This window comes from Psychrobacter sp. PL15, from assembly GCF_035984995.1.
Lineage (GTDB): Bacteria > Pseudomonadota > Gammaproteobacteria > Pseudomonadales > Moraxellaceae > Psychrobacter.
In genome coordinates this window covers 1-5651 of record NZ_JAXCIB010000028.1, presented here as the reverse complement: position 1 = coordinate 5651, position 5651 = coordinate 1, and the positions used below count along the sequence as shown (strand labels likewise).

The 5651-nt window shown below is 48.0% G+C and carries 2 tRNA genes and 3 rRNA genes; all 5 read right to left on the bottom strand.

The window, feature by feature from the left end:
• Positions 1–19: 19 nt before the first annotated feature.
• The 5 genes from rrf to RCH20_RS12290 all read right to left on the bottom strand — a co-directional run bounded on the left by rrf (position 20) and on the right by RCH20_RS12290 (position 5299).
• Positions 20–134: ribosomal RNA gene (gene rrf, locus RCH20_RS12310) — 5S ribosomal RNA — on the bottom strand.
• 180 nt (positions 135–314) lie between these two features.
• A 23S ribosomal RNA gene (locus RCH20_RS12305) occupies positions 315–3174 on the bottom strand.
• A 348-nt stretch (positions 3175–3522) separates the two neighbouring features.
• Positions 3523–3598, bottom strand: a tRNA-Ala gene (locus RCH20_RS12300).
• An 8-nt stretch (positions 3599–3606) separates the two neighbouring features.
• Positions 3607–3683: transfer RNA gene (locus tag RCH20_RS12295), tRNA-Ile, on the bottom strand.
• Between the two features lie 77 nt (positions 3684–3760).
• Positions 3761–5299 (bottom strand): 16S ribosomal RNA (locus RCH20_RS12290).
• Together the 16S, 23S and 5S rRNA genes with 2 tRNA genes alongside form the textbook arrangement of a ribosomal RNA operon.
• Positions 5300–5651 lie beyond the last annotated feature (352 nt).

Here is a 5651-nt window from a genome sequence, read left to right as displayed (position 1 = left end):
GGGCTTTACTAGAATAGAGAGCTGACGATGACCTACTCTCACATGGACGAATCCACACTACCATTGGCGCGATGATGTTTCACTTCTGAGTTCGGTAAGGGATCAGGTGGTTCCATCATGCTATTGTCGTCAGCAAAGGGGGTTAGATATGAGTCTGTTGTTGTTATTGACTTAAGTATTAGCTTAAAGCCTGTCAACATAAACCTAACTGAATCAAGGTTTAAGGTGATATCGAAATATTATTTATATTCTATAGCATTTAGCTATACAAGATAGATTAATTAGAGCTCTCATACAAACCACTTGGGTGTTGTATGGTCAAGCCAAACGAGCAATTAGTACAGGTTAGCTACACACATCGCTGTGCTTCCACACCCTGCCTATCAACGTCGTAGTCTTCAACGGCTCTTTAGGGAAATCTTATCTTGAGGTGGGCTTCCCGCTTAGATGCTTTCAGCGGTTATCCCATCCGAACGTAGCTACCGGGCAATGCCACTGGCGTGACAACCCGAACACCAGAGGTTCGTCCACTCTGGTCCTCTCGTACTAGGAGCAGATCCTCTCAAATTTCCAACGCCCACGGTAGATAGGGACCGAACTGTCTCACGACGTTCTAAACCCAGCTCGCGTACCTCTTTAAATGGCGAACAGCCATACCCTTAGGACCTGCTTCAGCCCTAGGATGAGATGAGCCGACATCGAGGTGCCAAACACCGCCGTCGATATGAACTCTTGGGCGGTATCAGCCTGTTATCCCCAGAGTACCTTTTATCCGTTGAGCGATGGCCCTTCCATACAGAACCACCGGATCACTAAGACCTACTTTCGTACCTGCTCGACTTGTGGGTCTCGCAGTTAAGCGCGCTTTTGCCTTTATACTCTATGAACGATTTCCGACCGTTCTGAGCGCACCTTCGTACTCCTCCGTTACTCTTTAGGAGGAGACCGCCCCAGTCAAACTACCCACCATACATTGTCCTCGGTATTGTTATACCTGAGTTAGAACCCCGACATGACCAGGGTGGTATTTCAAGATTGGCTCCACCAAGACTAGCGTCTCGGCTTCAAAGCCTCCCACCTATCCTGCACAAGTCAGGTCAAAGTTCAATGTAAAGCTGTAGTAAAGGTTCACGGGGTCTTTCCGTCTAGCCGCGGGTACACAGCATCTTCACTGCGATTTCGATTTCACTGAGTCTCTGCTGGAGACAGCGCTGCCGTCATTATGCCATTCGTGCAGGTCAGAACTTACCTGACAAGGAATTTCGCTACCTTAGGACCGTTATAGTTACGGCCGCCGTTTACTGGGGCTTCGATCAAGAGCTTCGCTTACGCTAACCCCATCAATTAACCTTCCAGCACCGGGCAGGCATCACACCCTATACGTCCACTTTCGTGTTTGCAGAGTGCTGTGTTTTTAATAAACAGTTGCAGCAGCCTGGTATCTGCGACTGCTAATAGCTTACGGAGCAAGTCCTTCACCATCAGCAGCGTACCTTCTCCCGAAGTTACGGTACCATTTTGCCTAGTTCCTTCAGCAGAGTTCTCTCAAGCGCCTTGGTATTCTCTACCTGATCACCTGTGTCGGTTTAGGGTACGATTCGTTTATAACTATTGCTTAGAAGCTTTTCCTGGAAGCATGGTATTTGCCACTTCGCTGTACAAGTACAGCTTGCTATCAGATCTCGGTATTAACAGTCCGGATTTGCCTAAACTGTCTACCTACATCCTTTCACCTGGACAACCGTCGCCAGGCTGGCATAACCTTCTCCGTCCCTCCATCGCATTATAAACAAGTATCAGAATATTAACTGATTTCCCATCGACTACGCCTTTCGGCCTCGCCTTAGGGGTCGACTCACCCAGCCCCGATTAACGTTGGACTGGAACCCTTGATCTTCCGGCGTGCGAGCTTTTCACTCGCATTATCGTTACTCACGTCAGCATTCGCTCTTGTGATACCTCCAGCATGCCTTACGACACACCTTCACAGGCTTACACAACGCTCCCCTACCACTCGAAAACAAGTTTCAAATCCGCAGCTTCGGCTCCTAGTTTGAGCCCCGTTACATCTTCCGCGCGGGCCGACTCGACTAGTGAGCTATTACGCTTTCTTTAAAGGATGGCTGCTTCTAAGCCAACCTCCTAGCTGTCTATGCCTTCCCACCTCGTTTCCCACTTAACTAGGAATTTGGGGCCTTAGCTGGCGGTCTGGGTTGTTTCCCTCTCCACAATGGACGTTAGCACCCACTGTGTGTCTCCCGGATATCACTCATCGGTATTCGGAGTTTGCATCGGTTTGGTAAGTCGGTATGACCCCCTAGCCGAAACAGTGCTCTACCCCCAATGGTGTTCGTCCGAGGCGCTACCTAAATAGCTTTCGGGGAGAACCAGCTATCACCGAGTTTGATTAGCCTTTCACCCCTATCCACAAGTCATCCCCTAGCTTTTCAACGATAGTGGGTTCGGTCCTCCGGTGCCTGTTACGGCACTTTCAACCTGCTCATGGATAGATCACTCGGTTTCGGGTCTATGCCCTGCAACTATTCGCCCTATTAAGACTCGGTTTCCCTACGGCTCCCCTAAATGGTTAACCTCGCTACAGAACATAAGTCGCTGACCCATTATACAAAAGGTACGCGGTCACCCCAATAAATTGAGGCTCCCACTGCTTGTACGCACACGGTTTCAGGTTCTATTTCACTCCCCTCACAGGGGTTCTTTTCGCCTTTCCCTCACGGTACTGGTTCACTATCGGTCAGTCAGGAGTATTTAGCCTTGGAGGATGGTCCCCCCATCTTCAAACAGGATTTCTCGTGTCCCGCCCTACTTAATATGTTAACTCTAATGTTTCGAATACAGGACTATCACCTACTACGGTCAGCTTTCCCACGCTGTTCTTCTACATTAGAATTAATCGGCTTCTCCCCGTTCGCTCGCCGCTACTTGGGGAATCTCATTTGATGTCTTTTCCTAAGGGTACTGAGATGTTTCACTTCCCCTCGTTCGCTTCTCGTACAAGTACGAGATACCTACCTTATGGTAAGTGGGTTTCCCCATTCAGAAATCTCCGGATCACAGGATATTGCCGCCTCCCCGAAGCTTATCGCAGGCTGTCACGTCTTTCATCGCCTCTGACTGCCAAGGCATCCACCATGTGCGCTTCATTACTTGACCATACAACCCCAAGTAGTCTTTCAACTATCTAAGTGTTATATGAGTCTAATTATGATAACGATATCACCTAATTTTATACGCTTGATTCAGTTCTCTTTATTATTTGATAATCAATTCTCTGGGATAACAACTGATGTCGTTAAGAGAATCGATTATCAGGTTAGAAACAACACGTGAACATGTTGTTCTAACCCAGACTCATATCTATGTTTTTAAATAGTTCCTGTATTCTCGTCGAATTACAGGTTCTGTATAAAACAGAAAGAAGTAATCTTAAGATATATTTCGCTATATCTAAATCACTTGTTTCTATATTATTCGCACTCTAAGCTTACTCTGTGTTTATGATGGTGGAGCCAAACGGAGTCGAACCGTTGACCTCCTGCGTGCAAGGCAGGCGCTCTACCAGCTGAGCTATGGCCCCATATAAAATGGTGGGTCTAAGTGGACTTGAACCACTGACCCCCGCGTTATCAACACGGTGCTCTAACCAGCTGAGCTACAGACCCATATACGTTTATGCAATAAACGTAAGCTTAAACTAAAGAACAACTTGTTGTGAATTCTTGCTGACCGAATGCGTCTATAAGGAGGTGATCCAGCCGCAGGTTCCCCTACGGCTACCTTGTTACGACTTCACCCCAGTCGCCAACCACACCGTGGTGAACGCCATCCCTAAGGTTAGGCTATCCACTTCTGGTGCAATCAACTCCCATGGTGTGACGGGCGGTGTGTACAAGGCCCGGGAACGTATTCACCGCGGCATTCTGATCCGCGATTACTAGCGATTCCTACTTCATGGAGTCGAGTTGCAGACTCCAATCTGGACTACGATAGGCTTTTTGAGATTCGCATCACATCGCTGTGTAGCTGCCCTCTGTACCTACCATTGTAGCACGTGTGTAGCCCTGGTCGTAAGGGCCATGATGACTTGACGTCGTCCCCGCCTTCCTCCAGTTTGTCACTGGCAGTATCCTTAGAGTTCCCGGCTTAACCCGCTGGTAACTAAGGACAAGGGTTGCGCTCGTTGCGGGACTTAACCCAACATCTCACGACACGAGCTGACGACAGCCATGCAGCACCTGTATTCTAATTCCCGAAGGCACTCCCGCATCTCTGCAGGATTCTAGATATGTCAAGACCAGGTAAGGTTCTTCGCGTTGCATCGAATTAAACCACATGCTCCACCGCTTGTGCGGGCCCCCGTCAATTCATTTGAGTTTTAACCTTGCGGCCGTACTCCCCAGGCGGTCTACTTATTGCGTTAGCTGCGTCACTAAGTCCTCAAGGGACCCAACGACTAGTAGACATCGTTTACGGCGTGGACTACCAGGGTATCTAATCCTGTTTGCTACCCACGCTTTCGAGCCTCAGTGTCAGTATGATGCCAGAAGGCTGCCTTCGCCATCGGTATTCCTCCAGATCTCTACGCATTTCACCGCTACACCTGGAATTCTACCTTCCTCTCACCTACTCTAGCCTAACAGTTTCAGATGCAGTTCCCAGGTTAAGCCCGGGGATTTCACATCTGACTTATCAAGCCACCTACGCTCGCTTTACGCCCAGTAATTCCGATTAACGCTTGCACCCTCTGTATTACCGCGGCTGCTGGCACAGAGTTAGCCGGTGCTTATTCTGCAGCTAATGTCATCGTCCATGGGTATTAACCATGGAGTCTTCTTCACTGCTTAAAGTGCTTTACAACCAAAAGGCCTTCTTCACACACGCGGCATGGCTGGATCAGGCTTTCGCCCATTGTCCAATATTCCCCACTGCTGCCTCCCGTAGGAGTCCGGGCCGTGTCTCAGTCCCGGTGTGGCTGATCATCCTCTCAGACCAGCTACAGATCGTCGCCATGGTAGGCCTTTACCCCACCATCTAGCTAATCCGACTTAGGCTCATCTAATAGCGAGAGCAGTAAACTGCCCCCTTTCTCCCGTAGGTCGTATGCGGTATTAATTCGAGTTTCCCCGAGCTATCCCCCACTACTAGGTAGATTCCTAAGTATTACTCACCCGTCCGCCGCTCGACGCCTGGGTGCAAGCACCCATCGTTTCCGCTCGACTTGCATGTGTTAAGCCTGCCGCCAGCGTTCAATCTGAGCCATGATCAAACTCTTCAGTTTAATCTTGCTATGTAACCCTTTAAAGAGGTTACTAAACTTGGCTCATCTAATCTGGCAATTACGCTCTTCGTATGTTTCATTTAAATGAATTAACTTTGAGTTTTCTTGCTGTCTTAAATGATAATTTTTATAGTTAATAACCTTCCCGAAAAGAGAAGACAGTCAACTTTATTTTATGCATTCTGAATCAGCAAAAATCCACACAAGTTGTTCTTTAGTTATGCTTTTAAATAGTGTTATTCACTGTCGTCCAGTAAATAATGTTTTCTCTAATTAAGGTAAGCTATTTAGCTTATCTCGTTTAGCGAGCTGACTAGTATATCATGTTGAAATAACCTGTCAAGCCTTTGTT